9 protein-coding genes and 1 pseudogene are annotated in these 13,384 nt (G+C 58.8%); 7 read left to right on the forward strand and 3 right to left on the reverse strand.

Features of this window, described 5'->3' with window-relative positions; translation table 11 throughout:
- Window positions 1-106 precede the first annotated feature (106 nt).
- Entirely contained in the window at window positions 107-1,273 is a 1,167-nt protein-coding gene (locus AB4O11_RS17055) for a catalase family protein (protein ID WP_460090233.1), read from the reverse strand.
- On the reverse strand, window positions 1,270-3,078 hold the full coding sequence (locus AB4O11_RS17060; RefSeq protein ID WP_460127576.1) for a di-heme-cytochrome C peroxidase: 1,809 nt from the start codon (window positions 3,076-3,078) through the stop codon (window positions 1,270-1,272). Before AB4O11_RS17060 ends, AB4O11_RS17055 begins: the two co-directional genes overlap by 4 nt.
- Before the next feature lie 270 nt (window positions 3,079-3,348).
- Here AB4O11_RS17060 and AB4O11_RS17065 point away from each other — a divergent pair, with 270 nt between their 5' ends.
- From AB4O11_RS17065 to AB4O11_RS17095, 7 genes and pseudogenes are all read left to right on the forward strand, one after another.
- Window positions 3,349-4,065: an FKBP-type peptidyl-prolyl cis-trans isomerase gene (locus AB4O11_RS17065; RefSeq protein ID WP_007919751.1), complete on the forward strand. Its 717-nt coding sequence runs from the start codon at window positions 3,349-3,351 to the stop codon at window positions 4,063-4,065.
- Window positions 4,066-4,359: 294 nt separating this feature from the next.
- Window positions 4,360-4,815 (forward strand): YkvA family protein, encoded by a 456-nt coding sequence (locus tag AB4O11_RS17070; protein WP_007919749.1) that lies wholly within the window; start codon window positions 4,360-4,362, stop codon window positions 4,813-4,815.
- 112 nt (window positions 4,816-4,927) lie between these two features.
- Entirely contained in the window at window positions 4,928-5,269 is a 342-nt protein-coding gene (locus AB4O11_RS17075) for a helix-turn-helix domain-containing protein (protein ID WP_093440125.1), read from the forward strand.
- Window positions 5,266-5,637 carry a hypothetical protein gene (locus AB4O11_RS17080; protein WP_003223109.1) on the forward strand — a complete coding sequence of 124 codons (372 nt, stop codon included), beginning with the start codon at window positions 5,266-5,268 and terminating at the stop codon, window positions 5,635-5,637. Before AB4O11_RS17075 ends, AB4O11_RS17080 begins: the two co-directional genes overlap by 4 nt.
- Window positions 5,638-6,045, forward strand: a complete 408-nt coding sequence (locus AB4O11_RS17085; RefSeq protein WP_414926789.1) for an SEL1-like repeat protein — start codon at window positions 5,638-5,640, stop codon at window positions 6,043-6,045. It begins immediately after the preceding gene.
- 241 nt (window positions 6,046-6,286) lie between these two features.
- Window positions 6,287-11,056: pseudogene (locus AB4O11_RS17090) on the forward strand (RHS repeat-associated core domain-containing protein).
- Window positions 11,053-11,430 carry a hypothetical protein gene (locus AB4O11_RS17095; protein WP_093441580.1) on the forward strand — a complete coding sequence of 126 codons (378 nt, stop codon included), beginning with the start codon at window positions 11,053-11,055 and terminating at the stop codon, window positions 11,428-11,430. Before AB4O11_RS17090 ends, AB4O11_RS17095 begins: the two are co-directional and overlap by 4 nt.
- A gap of 43 nt (window positions 11,431-11,473) precedes the next feature.
- Here AB4O11_RS17095 and AB4O11_RS17100 read toward each other — a convergent pair whose 3' ends face one another.
- Window positions 11,474-13,264 carry a bifunctional diguanylate cyclase/phosphodiesterase gene (locus tag AB4O11_RS17100; protein WP_460127579.1) on the reverse strand — a complete coding sequence of 597 codons (1,791 nt, stop codon included), beginning with the start codon at window positions 13,262-13,264 and terminating at the stop codon, window positions 11,474-11,476.
- Window positions 13,265-13,384 lie beyond the last annotated feature (120 nt).

Consider the following 13,384-nt stretch of genomic DNA (forward strand, 5'->3'; position numbering starts at 1 on the left):
ATCTGGAACACTGAACGCCAGATTCCACAGAAAGCCCGCCTAGTGCGGGCTTTTTGCTGTCCGGGATTTATTGATCCCATGTCCTCAAAGGTGCTTTGACACCGTTCTACTGCGCGGCATTCTGGCTGTGCCGATAGTCGCTCACCGCCTCATACACCGCTTTACGCAAGCGGTTGATCCCGCCAATCGGCCGATGCGCCTCAATCCCGAACCACGGATTGAACGAAAGATTGTCACACGCCAGATTCAGCGCCGGTGTATCGAAGTCCTGCGGTGGCAGAGTGATCCGCGCCACGGTTTCAAACGGCGATTCCTGCTCGCGCCATTCGATGCTGGTGTCTTCGATCGGCATGTACTTGTTGGCATCCTGACGCTGGATCTGCAGGACGAAACACGCCGGTATCCGGTCCGTCGACAGTTGCTGGTTTAAGGCGCTGCGCAGGAAATTCGGCAAATCATGATTCTGTTTTGGCAGTGTGTAGTCCGGGCAGTTGTCCGGGGCCGGCGCCACCCGAAACTTTGCATTGGCTTCACCAAATTTGTACGGCGATACCGAAAAATAAGTGGTCGCGGTCGGACTGTCCGGTGGCGGTGACAGGGTTGCCAGTGCAATAAACAAATGGCGGACCTGCCATGTACGCGGGTCCCATCCCGGAAAAAATGCCATGACCTTTTTGCCGTCAGCCTGCGCCGATACGTTCTGACGATACTCGGCGACGTCACTGACAAAAAAGTTCGGGTGGCTGAACATCACAAAATCCTGCTCGCGCTGCTCCTGGCGGTCACGCAGCAAGGATTTTCCCGGCACATCGAGCAGTTTGATCGCCATCCCCCGGGCGTCGCGCAGACTGTCGAACTGTGGATAGGCATTGCCATTGGACAGGCGAATCATCGCTTGCCAGGTTTTTCCGGGCTCACTGAACACGCCCTGTCGCAGCGGTTGCGCCAGTTCCGGCAGCACTTGCACCTGCGCCTTCACGCAGCCATGGGCCTTGGCATGGGCGTCGCGCAGATAACGGGTGCTTTCTCGGTGTTGATCGACGATGCGTACGGCGGTCTGGATCACGTCCTGGGTCATCGCCGCTTCGCCGCTGGGAATCTGCTCCTGCGCCGACACTGGGCCACGGTGTTGCCAGGCAAACCAGACCGTAGCGATGGCCCAGCCGAACAGGCCGATGACGAGCGCTATCAACAGAACCTTGCCCAGTACACGACCCAGCCACAACCAGATTCTGGCCAGCAGCGACTGTTCTTTCTTGAAGGTTGAGATCATGGCAGTTGCGCCTCCAGTGGGCCGCCGAGGACTTTCAGGTACTCAAGAAGTGCCCAGCGTTCTTCGGGCTGCAATAGCCGGCCAATCACGCCGTTGCCACGTTCGCCGGCACGGAATTCATGGCCGCTGTTGTGGTTGCCGGTGATGCGCGTGTCGAACAGGAAGCCATTGGTAAACGCTTCGGTGCGATAACCCAGATGTCGCGGATCGTATTCAACGGTGCCTTTGAAAAAGGTCGTGACGCGTTCATCCTGCGGCGACAGCAACTGATAAATGCTCGGCACCGAGCCGTTGTGCAAAAACGGCGCGGTGGCCCAGACACCCGCCAGCGGGCGCGCCTTGTAAGCGACTTTTTCGCGTACGCCGATGGGTAGGCCGAAGCCGTCCAGGCGTGGTTTTTCCTGCGGCGTGACGTTGGCTTCGCGATAGGCGCGGTCTTCGACGAAGGCGGTGACGTAAGCCAGGCCTTTGGCCACCGACATTTGGCTCAGATCCAGTGGCGCTTTGGGTGTCGGATGCAGTTTGACGTCCATTTTTTCCAGCTCTTTCAGATCCCACTGCAGAGCGGTCAGGTCGAAACGGTGGCTGGCGATATTGTTGGCGGCGGTCGGGTCGGTGCCGATGACAGCGACCGGCAGCATGAGCAAATGCTGCACCCGGCGCTCACCTTCCTGGGTCTGGCGCGGGACATGGCAACCGGCGCAATTCTCGGTAAACAGCGTGCGCCCCTTGGCTGCCAAGGGTTTGTCGATGGCGCCAAACAGATCCTCTGGCCAGGCTGGTGGCTTGAGCCTTTGCAGGGTTTCTTCGATTTTGTGCAGATCACGCACACGCACGCTGGAGGCATAGCGTGCTTCGCCTTGCAGTGGCTGGCCGTTGTCATCGAAAAAATTCAGGGTGGCGCCGACGCCCAACGCTTCACCGATATTGCGCGCCATTGGCTGCTGCGCCGAGCCGTTCCACTGCACCCAGTCGAATGACCACATATCCCAGAGCTGCGGATAATCCACCGGGGCATTGGCCACGCGGTAGTTGGCAGGGGAAATCGCATCGCCAAACGTCGCGTTGGCAATGCGTCCGAAGGCATCGGCGCGGCCGGGGCCTTCTTCGGTCGGGTAGAGGCCGCGATGGGTATCGTTCCAGGCGACTTTGAGGAATGTATTCAGTGAGGTTTTGAAGTCTTTGCGCAATTGCTCGTGACGCGCGTCGTATTCGTCGCCCAGCACGGTTCTGGCGAAACGTTCGAATTTCCATGGGTTGTAGTAAGTCGCGGTCAGACTTGCCACCAATGCCTGTCCGAAACTGCCGCCGCGCAAAGTAGGCACACTGGACGGCAGCACATGTTGCGCGGTACCCCCGTCAATTCGCACGGCCTGACCTTTGAAACGCAATTCGCCGGTGTGGCAAGCGGCGCAAGTGATGTCCAGATATTGTTCGGTGCTGCCGGGGTTCTGATGTCGGGCAAAACCGACGGGGAGGTTGCCGGGGTTGGTCGTCGTGGCTTTCTGCTGCGGGTCGATCAGAAAACCGAAACGCGCCAGGTAATCAGGCGAGGCGAAACGTTGCGCCGAGAAGGGCAGTTCCAGCGCCTGGAACCACTCATAGCGCAGGCCTTTGACCTGCGTACCCTGGGGCGTGAAATAGTAGGTTTGCCGGTCTTCGTCACTCCACTGATCGAGGTAATGCACCTGCTCGGCGGGGGTGTAGAAGGGCAGTTTCGGATTGGCGACGTAATACAGGACCACGGCGAGAACCAGTCCCAGCAGCACGACGATCAGGGTCAGCACACGGAATAAGAGGCGCAAGATAAACATCCTTGTCGATTTGTTCCGCTGTTATGCCTGAGCCTGGCCCTGTGCGGCAAGTGGCCATTACGCCAGATGATGCAAGAAGAAACGACGCCGATTGCCGGGACGAGATGACAGAAGCTTCAACGTCGCTTCGCGCCAATGCGTTTTAATCCCTGAACTTATCGGAAGATTCCTGCTCTCATGCCGGTAGCCATTGGTCGTGGCGGCCTGATAAGCTCGCGGCTTTACTCGATTGCCCTTTCGGCGCATGAACAAGGAAATAGCATGAAACAGCATCGGTTGGCGGCGGCGGTTGCCCTGGTTAGCCTGGTCCTCGCGGGTTGTGATTCGCAGACCAGCGTAGAGCTGAAAACCCCGGCGCAAAAAGCTTCCTACGGTATCGGCCTGAACATGGGCAAGAGCCTGGCTCAGGAAGGCATGGATGATCTGGACTCCAAAGCGGTAGCCCAGGGCATCGAAGATGCCGTCGGCAAGAAAGAACAGAAGCTGAAAGATGAAGAACTGGTCGAAGCCTTCGCCGCGCTGCAGAAGCGTGCTGAAGAGCGTATGGCCAAGATGAGCGAAGAGTCGGCAGCCGCCGGCAAGAAATTCCTCGAAGAAAATGGCAAGAAAGCTGGTGTGACAACCACCGCTTCCGGCCTGCAGTATGAAGTCGTCAAGAAAGCTGATGGCCCACAGCCTAAGCCGACTGACGTAGTGACCGTTCACTACACCGGCAAGCTGACCAACGGCACCGTCTTCGACAGCTCCGTCGAGCGCGGCAGCCCGATCGATCTGCCGGTGAGCGGAGTGATCCCGGGTTGGGTTGAAGGTCTGCAACTGATGCACGTTGGCGAGAAGTACAAACTGTACATCCCTAGCGATCTGGCTTACGGCGCACAGTCGCCAAGCCCGGCAATCCCGGCCAACTCGGTTCTGGTCTTCGACCTGGAACTGCTGGCCATCAAGGATCCAGCCAAAGAAGCCGCTGCTGCCAAGTAATCGGTAACGGGTCTGACAACAACGCCTCGCTTATGCGGGGCGTTGTTGCATCTGGACCCTGGCAAGGGTAAACAGAGCGAACCGATGGCGGTCGGGAGAGTCATAGCCAATGAGACTGCCATCGCTAGCCGCCCTGAGCAGCCAAGTCAATGAAATATTGGGGTTTTTTATGTGAGTAAAAAACGCCCGATCTGAGCGCAGCCCTTATGAAACGGGGCTTTCAGCGCTGAAATGCAGCTCTGTTCACAAGGTTATCCACAATTTGTGTGGATAACATTTCAACGGGAGGAATAGATGAAAGCTCCGTGGAATTTCGCTCGATTCCTGCCCTTGGCCGGCCGTCTGCTGGCGCGTGGCCGTTTACCGACCTTACTGTTTGCGGTTGCCAGCAAAGGCGCCGCGCAAGGCAATCGTCTCGGTAAACTCAAGGACGATTTACGCTTGCTTCAGGCATTGTGCCTGGCCTACTGGCGCGGCGAGTACCGCGCTATCAGTGGCAAAGCCCTGGTGTCGGTGGTGGCGGGTTTGATGTACTTCCTCAGCCCGGTGGACGCGATTCCGGATTTCATTCCCGTGTTTGGCATGCTCGACGACATCGCCGTCCTCGCCTGGCTGATGAAAACCCTCGACGATGAACTCAATGCGTTTCGCCTGTGGCGCAACCGTCAGCAACCGGAAAAACTGGCAGTCGTCGAACGCCTGCCGGATACCCCCGAGCAACTGCAACTGCAGGGGCCGAAAAAAACCTGATTCTCAGCACCCACCTACAGATAGATACCCCCCGCGACCTTAGCCGCTGTTAGGATTACACTTCTAGGGAAAAGTGCCGACTCGCTAAGTGTTGTTGTCCTACGGGGTAGTCATGGATATTCAGATAATTGCACGCGATGGCGAACCCGAATACGCGGTTCTGCCGTGGGCTCAGTATCAGGCTCTACTAAAAGCAGCAGGCATCAACGAAACACCGTCGCGTCCGGCAGCCACGCCGCTCGCGGCCTCACCAGACGCGATTCTTCCAGGTCTGGATCAACTACGCAGTTTGCGCGAAGGGAAGGGCATCGCCATTGAGGCGCTGGCCCGCACGGTAGGCATCAGCCCGTCTTATCTGGCCATGATCGAAAGTGGCGAGCGTCAGCCCGACGCCGCGATTCGCCGCAGCCTGGCCTGGGAATTGACGGTGCCAGGGTGGAGGGATGAATCGTGAGCGTACGCATCAGCCGTCAACATTGGGACGGATTGCTCGGGGAACTTGATCAGGCGCGTCGCCAGCGCCATCTGCTGACTTATCGGGCCTTGCTCGAGCGGTTGCAATTGCCGACGCCGGCCATGCAAACCCTGACGGCCGCGCTTGAACATCTGGCCGCGCTGGATGCCAAGGCCGAACAACCGTTGCGCAGTTCGCTGGTGATCAGCCAGGGCGCCAGTCGCCTGCCGCGCACGGGTTTCTTTGAATGCGTTGAACGTCTGGGGCGTTTTTCCGGGCCATCCGACGGCGTTGCCGCGGCTTCCTGGCATGCCTCGGAAGTGGTCAGGGTCTTCGAGTACGAGTACCCGGAATCGGCAGAGGCCTGAGTGTTTTTACGACTCAAGGCGCGGGCCAGTTACTGGCTGGCGCGCAGGCTGTTTCACTGGTCGTGGTTTGTCCGCCAACCGCGAGGCTGGCGCTGGCTTGAAGGGCAGTTTGCGCGCATGGCCAACCTTGGCGATGTCGGTGCACAAAGCTTCTACGGGCACATCCTGACCTTTCGTGGTGTCGGCCTGGGTGCACGTCAAGAAGGAGTGCGCCTGTTGCGGCTGGCCGCGCTCGCGGGTGATGGCAAAGCGGCTTATCAGGTCGGCGTGATCAGTTTGGCCGGAACGCCGAGCAAACCGCCGGATCCTGCCGAAGCCGCACGCTGGTGGGGCATGGCGGCCAAAGCCGGGCACCCGTTGGCGGAGCTCAAATTGAAAGAGCTGAGTACTCGCGACTCAACACTGTAAATCCATTTATGTCTGCCCGAACAAACGCGGCGTGAGGTTTTCCTCACGCCGCGTTTGCGTTTTTGCGCGGTTGTTTATCTGTGAGTTGTTTTTTACAGACAAGTCCTACAGTCATCGCCTACTTGCCTGACTTCTTTCCCGATTGATCCCCCGCACAGTTCCCGCGCCTAATTTTTTTGCGCGAGGGAACGCCCATGTTTGATCCGCTTATCCAGCCCACTTCGCCCACCCGCGTGCGTTGATGGACGCCGTCACCCGCATCGAGCAAGCACTCGACAGCTTTCCCGACACCCTCAGCGTTTACCGCGAACAGCTCAAGCATTGGGCCAGTCGCGCGGCGGACGAGGTCAGCCACGCGGCGGATCTGCCGTCACTGGTGGGCATGGAGCGGATCATTCGCTTCGGCGCCGATAGCACTGCCGTCAGCAGCACCGACAACGCGTTTTTCTCCGGTGTCGTCCAGTGCCCGAAGAGTGGCCCGATGCTGATCGAAAGCAAATTCGAGTCGGTCTACGACATTCCGCTGGGCAATATCGTGGTCGATGTGATCGCCATGGACAGTGGCGAAACCACCCCCATCACCCTTGATGCGCAAGGCAAGGGCTCATTCAAAGGAATACCTGGCAAATTCTACCGGGTGCAGGTGCACAGCGCTGTCACTTCGGGTCAGGTCGAGGACCTGTTCAAAGCCTATGACGGCCTGACTGCTGAGCTGGATGGCTGGCTGCGCAGTGAATGGCAGGGTTTAAAGCCGCAATGGTCGCAGTCGGTGGCGACGGCGGCGGGCAACGGCATGCTGGCCGGGAGTTGGGCGGCGATCGAGGGCGTGTGGGACAGCATTGGCTTGCTCTCGGACATTCTCAAGGATCCCGGTCAGTTTGCTGAGCGCTTGGGCAGTGGTGCGGCGGATCTGATCGAGCTGGCGAAAACCGCGCCCGAGGTCATGGAGAAGCTGCAACTGCTGGTCAGTGACGAGGCGGCGCTGTGTCTATTGCTGCGCACTGCCAGCCTTTGGCTGGAGATGCTGCCACCCAGTGAAATCGCTGGCAAAACTGCTGAAGCGGCGTCGATGATGATGGTGCAGTTGCTCATCGATGTGCTGATCAGCGTCGTCTTGACGTTCGTCAGTGGTGGCGCAGGCATCGCTTATCTGACGCTGCGTCTGGCGGACCGCGCCGTGCAATTGCTCTCGGCGGTAAAGCGTTTGGTGAAGGCGATGTTTGGCATCGTCGAAGGGTTCATCAAATACGTCGATCAATACAAAACCGTTGCCGCCCGTGGCATCGCCGCCGGGGTGAAAAAAGGCCGGATGCAATTGCGCTGGAATGCGCAGCGCAACACCTTGTTGAAGAAAGACGAGCCTCACGACGACTCGCCGGATCAGGCGAAAAACCCCAACGGCGACAGCGCCGATTGCGTGCCGCGCACCTGCACCAACGGTTGTCCGGTGTCGATGGTTACTGGCGAAGAACTGCTGACCCTGAACGATGCGCTGCTCGATGGCGTGTTGCCGTTTGAGTTCACGCGCTTGTATCGCTCCAGCGCCGCCGAAATCGATGTTGGGTTGGGCTTTGGCTGGAGTCATTCGCTGGCGCATCGGCTGGCGTTTGAAGGCGACTTTGTGGTCTGGGTCGACCACGAAAACCGTCGCACCCGTTTTCCGCTACCGAGTAGTGAGCGGCCGGCGATTCACAACAGTTTGTCGCGGGCGGCGATTTTTCTGGGCGAGGAGCCGGAAGAGCTGATCCTCGCGCTGGCCGGCGACACGGCGCGCTTTTATCACTTTCGTGCAGGACGGCTGACGGCGATCAGCGATGCCTATGGCAATCGTCTGACGGTGCAGCGCGATCGGTCTGACCGGGTGCAGCGCCTGGACAACGGCGCCGGGCGTTCGCTGTTGTTGCGCTATGACCGGGCGCAGTTGCTGGGTGTTGATTATCAGGTGTTTCGCGAGGGTGCCTGGAGTACCGAACAGGCGCTGGTCAGTTACCGCTACGACGCGTACCGGCATCTGATCGAAGCGAGCAACGCCGTCGGTGAAAGCGAGCGTTACGACTACGACGACGCTCACGTGATCCTGCAGCGGCAACTGGCCGGCGGCGCGAGCTTCTTCTGGGAGTGGGAGCGGTCGGGCAAGGCTTCTCGCTGTGTCAGGCATTGGGCATCGTTCTCGCAGATGGACACGCGCTACGTCTGGAACGATGACGGCAGTGTCGCGGTGCATTACGTCGATGGCACCGAAGAGACCTACGTCCACGACGAGCGTGCGCGGCTGGTGCGTCAAGTCTCGGCGGATGGTGGCGAGCAGCTCAAGGCTTATGACGATGCCGGCCGGTTGATCGCCGAGCGCGATGCCTTGGGCGCTGTCACCGAATACCGCTACGACGACGTCGGACGGCTGATCGCGCTGATTCCACCGGATGAGGCGCCCACGTCCTACGAGTATCGCAACGGTTTCCTGTACCGGCGTTCACGCGGCGAGGCGGTGTGGATCTACCGGCGCAATGCCGAGGGCGATGTCACCGAAGCGGTCGACCCCGACGGTCAGGTCACCCATTACTACTACGACACCCGGGGGCAGTTGCTGTCGATCCGCTACCCGGACAGCAGCCGGCATCGTTTGGTCTGGAACAGCCTCGGCCAGTTGACCGAAGAAACCTTGCCCGACGGTGGCGTACGGCGCTTTTCCTACGATGCACTGGGGCGGCGGACCACGACTGCGGACGAACACGGTGCAGTCACCCGTCAGCACTGGGACGCCGTTGGCCGACTGATCCAGACGACATTTCCTACCGGCAGCACCCGCGCCTACAGCTACGGCGCCTACGGTCAGGTCACCGCCGAGCGCGATGAACAGGGGCACATCACCCGTTATGAGTATGACGACGATCTGCACCTGGTTTCGCGGCGGATCAACCCCGACGGCACGCGGGTGCAGTACCGCTATGACCATGCGCAACTGCTGCTCACCGAGATTGAAAACGAGTCCGGGGAAAAGTATCGGCTGGATTACACGCCGACCGGGCTGATTCGTCAGGAAAGCGGTTTTGATGGTCGGCGTACCGCGTACGCCTATGACCTCAACGGGCATCTGCTGGAAAAGACCGAGTTCGGTGATGATGGCTCTTGTTTGCTCACCGCTTATGAGCGCGATGCTGCCGGGCGCCTGCTGGTCAAAACCCTGCCCGACGGCGTCAAGGTCAGTTACCAGTACGACCGACTCGGCCGATTGATCAGTGTTGATGACGGCCAGCAACATCCTTTGGCCTTCGAGTACGACCGTCAGGACCGGCTGATCACCGAGCATCAGGGCTGGGGCACCCTGCGTTACCGCTACGACACCTGCGGCCAGCTCAAACGCATGCGTCTGCCGGACAACAGCGTGCTCGACTACCGCCACGCCAAGGGCGGCGCGCTGAACGGGATTGACCTCAACGGCACGCCGCTGACCCGCCATGTCTACCAGTCCGGTCGCGAACTGCAACGCCAACAAGGTCTGCTGCTCAGCGAATATTCCTACGACGATCAGGGACGATTACTCGCCCACGCCGTAGGCCATCAGCGCGATGCGTTGTACCGCCGCGATTATGCCTACAGCGCCAACGGCAATCTCGCGCACATCGCCGACAGCCGCCACGGCCAGCGCACCTACGGCTACGACGCCCTCGACCGGCTGATCCGCGTACGACACTCGCGCGACGAGCTACCGGAATCCTTCGCCCACGACCCGGCCGGCAACCTGCTGATGCAGGACCGCCCGGAGTCCGAGCCAGATAAAAGGCAATCGCCTGCTCATGCAGGGCGACCGCCATTACGACTACGACGCCTTCGGCAACCTGATCCGCGAACGTCGCGGCCGCGCGCAGACACTCGTCACCGAATACCGCTACGACAGCCAGCACCGCCTGATCGGCCTGACCCGCCCCGACGGCCAGACCGCCAGTTACCAATACGACGCCTTTGGCCGGCGTATCCGCAAAACCGTCAACGGCGAGATCACCGAATTCTTCTGGCAAGGCGACCACCTCGTCGCCGAAAGCAGCGAAAGCGAATACCGCAGCTACGTCTACGAACCCGGCACCTTCCGCCCGCTGGCACTGCTCGACGGCAAGGGCCCGAAAAAAGCCTGCCCGTTTTATTACCAACTCGACCACCTCGGCACCCCGCAGGAACTCACCGACTACAGCGGCGACATCGTCTGGTCCGCGCAATACGACGCCTACGGCAAAGTCGCCGCTCTGACCCTGGCCGGCGACGACTACCTGAACCAGCCGCTGCGCTTTCAGGGGCAGTACTTCGATGCGGAGAGTGGGCTGCATTACAACCGGCATCGGTATTACGACCCCCGGCTGGGGCGGTATCTGACGCCGGATCCGATCAAGTTGGCGGGTGGGTTGAATCAGTACCAGTACGTGCCGAATCCGACGGGGTGGGTGGATCCGTTGGGGTTGACGTCGAACTGCCCGCCGCCGAATAAGCCGGGTTGCGAGGTGCCCGGCGGTATTGGTGGGGCTAAGGTTGACGAGGGTGAGCCCGCGCTACCGAAGATGACGGCGCAGGAGCGTAGAGCGAGGATTGATGACTTGGCGGAGGCAAATGCTTTTAGGCGTTTGGATGAAATGGAGAAAGCCACACCAGGCGCACACTTCGTAGAAAAACATGGCAAACAAACCACATTGGCCTCTCAGCAAGAACGTTCAGTGACGGGAAGAAATCCATCGACCGGAGTCATAGAGCTTTACACCAACGGAAGGCGAGCAGGGCAGCCAAAAATTCCCAGTGCAGCCACTCACTTTTTTAGTAATCGAGACCAACTGAACGCCATACATCGTGCCCAGCTTATTTTTAGGCGGAACGGACAAATCGCGTCGAAGGAGCCAATGAATATGGGCAAAATTGTAGGTGAAGGATACAAGAGGGGGGAGTCATTTACGGACAGCAAACACATGCGGTAGTAATTCTTGATAGAGCCGGCAAGCCGATAACCTCTTATACGGATTTTATGGAATGAAACGTAAACCTGAGTATTTTGTTTTGCGTGGTCTGCTGTTTCTATTTGATATAGAAAATACTGACGACGACGCTCGTGAAAAAATCATTGTTTCAAAGAACGTGAATGATAAGAAGGAGCTTGCCGAGCTATTCGATATTCTTATGAAACCTGAGTTTCTCTCTTATAGCGTTGAAGAGCGCGAGTGGTGTGTTGAAACGTTGAAACACTATTTGGACGTCGATGATGACTTTGATGCGGTATTCACGAAAATCACCACCTATTTCGATGATGATGTAGAGGATCAACGGCAGTTTATGCAGGTTTTGTTGAGTTGTTTATTGAGGTATCAAATCGAAAATCTAAAGGTTGACCCAGTAAACAAATTTGATTGAGCTGCCTCTTCGCGCGGCCTGAGGGTTTGACAGCTTTCAGGAGTCAACATTGGCCAATTAGCTGCGATTGGCGCAGGTCGGGCGCGGCAAGACTGTCAATCACATGCACGCTGTACCCCGGAATATTCTTCGCATGATGCTTCGCCTGGGAAGCCATTTCCGCGAGTTGACTGGCATCGAGTTGTGCGCAGGCCTCGGGGTGTAGATGCACCACGCCGATGGACAGCGACAACAGCGGAAACTCCTGCCGCACTCCCTGGCGATTCGGTGCGATGAAGCAGCCAGCCTCAAGGTGTTCAGGGCGGTAGAAACGTCGGCACTGACTCTGGAAATCATCAAGCAGTTGATTAAGACGTTTGCGCCAGTCTTCCGGACCGAGGACGAGCAGGAAGTCGTCGCCGCCAATATGGCCCACGAAGTCGCGGCTCGGGTCGACGCGCTCGTTGAGGCATTGCGCCAGACACAGCAGGACTTCATCGCCGCGCCCGTAGCCATAAATGTCGTTGAAGGGTTTGAAACTGTCGATGTCGACGTAGCAGATGACCGACTCGCGACTCTGCTGTAACAGGCGAGTCAGGCATTGTTGAATCGGCACATTACCCGGCAGCAAGGTCAGCGGGTTAGCGTAACGCGCCTGTTGGATCTTCAGTTCGGTGATCAGTTTGAGTACGTCGATCACCCGGCCAAGACCCAGGTAGCCGCCGTTAAGAGTAATGATGAAGTCTTCTTCGATGCGTTGCCGCGCGCGGCTAGTGATCAGGCGGCTGACCTGTTGCAGCGACTGGCTCATTTCCACGGCGAGGAAATCGTCGTTCATCAGGCGGCTGATCGGTTTACGCGCGAACAGGTCGGTGGCGAACGGTTTGAGCAGGGCATCCGACAACGAGTGGCGGTGGACGATGCCGCAGGGTTGGCCTTGTTCGTCGAGTACCGCCAGTGAGTTGAGGTTGGCCTGGCGGCGGAAGGCCTCCAGCACGTTGGCGGTGGGTGTGTCGCGGTGCACGGCCGGTTGGTCGTTGAGCAGGGCGCTGAGGTCGCTGCCTTCGTCGTTCAGCGCAACGCTGCTGCTGTCGTGTTTGGGCATCAAGGCGCGGGCGTCGCGGGGCGGATGTTCCTGAGGACGTCCGAGCAAGTAACCCTGCACCAGATCGACACCCATTTCCGTCAGCACCGCGAGCTCTTCCGGCAGCTCGATGCCTTCGGCGATGACTAGCGCGCGAGAGGCTTTGGCGATTTGCAGAATCGAGCCGACGAACTCACGCTTCAATGCGTCCTGATGAATGCCATCGATGAAGTGTCTATCGATCTTCACGTAGTCCGGGCGCAATTCCGACCACAGACGCAAGCTTGAATAGCCGGCACCGAGATCATCCAGTGCAATGGAAAAACCCATGGCCCGGTAGTGATGCAAGGCGGTTTGCAGCAACTGGAAATCGTCGATGGGCGTCTGTTCGGTCAGTTCGATGACCACCTGACTGGGCGGAATGCCGAAATCCTGCAGCAACTGCAATGTGCGCCCCGGTTGGTGGGCGGCTTCAAGCAAGGATTCCGGCGAGACGTTGAGGAACAGTTTGCCCGGCAGTTGTTGCTCGTTGAAGCGACGGCAAGCGCTTTGGCGGCAGGCGATTTCCAGCTCGCTCAAACGCCCGGCCTGACGGGCCACGGCGAACAGCGCGATCGGCGAGTGAAGAGGGCTGTTGGAAGGGCCGCGCGTGAGCGCTTCGTAGCCGAGAATGCGCCGTTCCGAGAGACAAATGATCGGTTGGAACAGGCTGTGTAAACCGCTTTGAGTCAGGATCGAGCTCAAGGCACTCAGCTGTTCGGTCGTGGTCATGGCAATCTCTGGCGATAAAAAAAGGACTGGGAGCGTTCTCGATGAAGAGAATGGCTCCCAGTCCTTTATTGCACGACAGAATGATGACTGTTTGATGACGATCCGGGGATCGTCAGCACT

The organism is Pseudomonas sp. H1_D05, from assembly GCF_054682705.1.

What these genes read in the sequence shown, in the direction of transcription:
- AB4O11_RS17055 (WP_460090233.1), bottom strand. Translation starts at nt 1,273, where the DNA reads ATGATCTCAACCTTCAAGAAAGAACAGTCGCTGCTGGCCAGAATCTGG.
- AB4O11_RS17065 (WP_007919751.1), top strand. Translation starts at nt 3,349, where the DNA reads ATGAAACAGCATCGGTTGGCGGCGGCGGTTGCCCTGGTTAGCCTGGTC.
- AB4O11_RS17070 (WP_007919749.1), top strand. Translation starts at nt 4,360, where the DNA reads ATGAAAGCTCCGTGGAATTTCGCTCGATTCCTGCCCTTGGCCGGCCGT.
- AB4O11_RS17075 (WP_093440125.1), top strand. Translation starts at nt 4,928, where the DNA reads ATGGATATTCAGATAATTGCACGCGATGGCGAACCCGAATACGCGGTT.
- AB4O11_RS17095 (WP_093441580.1), top strand. Translation starts at nt 11,053, where the DNA reads ATGAAACGTAAACCTGAGTATTTTGTTTTGCGTGGTCTGCTGTTTCTA.
- AB4O11_RS17100 (WP_460127579.1), bottom strand. Translation starts at nt 13,264, where the DNA reads ATGACCACGACCGAACAGCTGAGTGCCTTGAGCTCGATCCTGACTCAA.